The 1,913-nt window shown below is 34.3% G+C and carries 3 protein-coding genes; 1 reads left to right on the top strand and 2 read right to left on the bottom strand.

The features are described 5' to 3' along the window. Positions 1-150: 150 nt before the first annotated feature. On the top strand, positions 151-738 hold the full coding sequence (locus FDX19_RS00015) for a DUF4291 domain-containing protein (protein ID WP_137381128.1): 588 nt from the start codon (positions 151-153) through the stop codon (positions 736-738). Between the two features lie 145 nt (positions 739-883). On the opposite strand, the gene FDX19_RS00010 is transcribed toward FDX19_RS00015, so the two are convergent. Continuing rightward, the gene (locus FDX19_RS00010; RefSeq protein WP_137381127.1) at positions 884-1,402 is read right to left on the bottom strand and encodes a hypothetical protein; all 519 of its coding nucleotides are present in this window, start codon (positions 1,400-1,402) and stop codon (positions 884-886) included. Positions 1,403-1,415: 13 nt separating this feature from the next. Then, entirely contained in the window at positions 1,416-1,871 is a 456-nt protein-coding gene (locus tag FDX19_RS00005) for a hypothetical protein (RefSeq protein WP_137381126.1), read from the bottom strand. Positions 1,872-1,913 lie beyond the last annotated feature (42 nt).

Below are 1,913 nucleotides of genomic sequence, written 5' to 3'. Positions count from 1 at the left end.
CCCTGAACTGGATTTGTGATGTAACGCGCCTCCATGACGCGTATCGGGGCGTGGGTGTTGTTAAGTCTGAGATGTATCAAAATTGACAAATGATTAAATCAATAGATATCATTGTTTTTAGTTAATATATAAATTGGATTTGGATATTATATGTCGAATGATTTTTCTACAAATAAAATAAGAGCCTATTATACAAGTGATTTTGTCAGGGTATATCAGGCGTATTCGGATGCGATTGCAGACTCTGCTTTGAAAAACGATACATTTGTTTCTCCACCATTCAATATGAGACGTATGACTTGGATTAAACCATCATTCCTCTGGATGATGTATCGATCCCATTGGGGGACAAAGGATTCAGGTCAAAAAAGGATTCTTGCCATTGATATAACTCATAATGGTTTTAATGAAATGCTTCAACAATCAATTATTAATAGTCATGATGAAAATAATAATTTATCACCAGATGGTTGGAAAGATAAAATAAAAAATAGTGATGTTATTATTCAATGGGATCCTGAAAGAGATATTCATCTAAATAAATTGAATTACAGAACCATCCAGATAGGATTGCGAAATAAAGCTGTTGAGAACTATGTTAATGAATGGATAGTAAAAATACAGGATGTGACTGCACTGGCAACTGACATACATTCCCTTGTCTTGTTAAATGATTTAAAAGAGGCCATGTCACGTTTGCCACCGGAATCGGAGTATCCTTTTCTTTGTAAAAAATAATTATTCTCCAGAATATGTTAGTATTTCGAAGTCAAGACCACGTCTTGTAGGTGTGGTAGTCAGTAGGGTTTAGCCTTACGTTGCTGTTTTAGGATTTAAATGTAACCTACAAGACGTTTTGAATATTTTCGAGGTCACTGCAATATCAACTTCTTGAGATTATTTCTTTTCTGTGATCAATGCCATTTTTTATCCAAAATTTTTCATTTGAAGGAAGTATCGATCCTTCACAGAAATCCATAAATTTTCCATTCCATCCATCAGGTACATACCATTCATAATGCATGTTTTCAATAAATTCAGAATAAAGTGTAAGTGAGTCGAAATCTATAAATAAGTCCGGGAATAGATCATAAATGTCCCACCATTTTGTTGTTGGTGATAGTCTTTTATAAAATTCATTGGCTAAATCTATTTTTTTTATAGAATATTCATCGTTTATTAAATGCTGGATGAAATCATCAGCATTATCTTTTCCGACTATGGCAATATAATACCGTTCTTGATGGTTATCAATATTAGCATCTTTGAAGCCGTTTGAAATAAAATCATCACCCCATTTGATTCTGTCTAGTACCCACATTTCTTTAAACGCTGCGAACCAATAAAAATTTCCTTTATTTTTAATTATGGTAATAATCTTTTCATCTTTATTAATATTCATATGGTTGTTTCTCTTAATTGATAGTACCAGTTCCCGGTATTGCGACTTCCTCCAGCCATTGTCCCCATATTGATGGTAATTCATAAGATTTGCCTGGAGTTGTTATATCAACAATTTTAGGAGCTAATCCTCCTTGATTTAATGGGTTGGAATTATAAAATTTTTGGGGAATTGAGCTTTCATCAATGAAATCCGCCATCCATTTAGGTATATCAAAAGATACAATCTCAGCATCTCCACCTCTTAAGCTACGGAAATATTCTGCATGAGATATATCACCAATACTAACATTTAGTGTTCCTGGTTGAATGTGAGGATTGCCAAAATCGTCAACAGTTATTCTAAGGCGACTTGCATTCGGTGGAACTCCACCCTGAACTCTAAATACTGTGACGGTATCACATAATCCCAGTGGGTCAATATATTTTGCCGGATTACTGACATAACCGAAAGGATTAATTCCTCCCACTATACCTAATGGATCATCGGAACGATTCCGGTACCATCACAC

The sequence above is a fragment of the Citrobacter sp. wls619 genome (assembly GCF_005281345.1).
GTDB lineage: Bacteria > Pseudomonadota > Gammaproteobacteria > Enterobacterales > Enterobacteriaceae > Citrobacter.
The sequence above is the reverse complement of the archived record's forward strand: the minus strand, read 5'-3'. Positions and strand labels throughout refer to the sequence as shown.

What these genes read in the sequence shown, in the direction of transcription:
- FDX19_RS00015 (WP_137381128.1), top strand. Translation starts at nt 151, where the DNA reads ATGTCGAATGATTTTTCTACAAATAAAATAAGAGCCTATTATACAAGT.
- FDX19_RS00010 (WP_137381127.1), bottom strand. Translation starts at nt 1,402, where the DNA reads ATGAATATTAATAAAGATGAAAAGATTATTACCATAATTAAAAATAAA.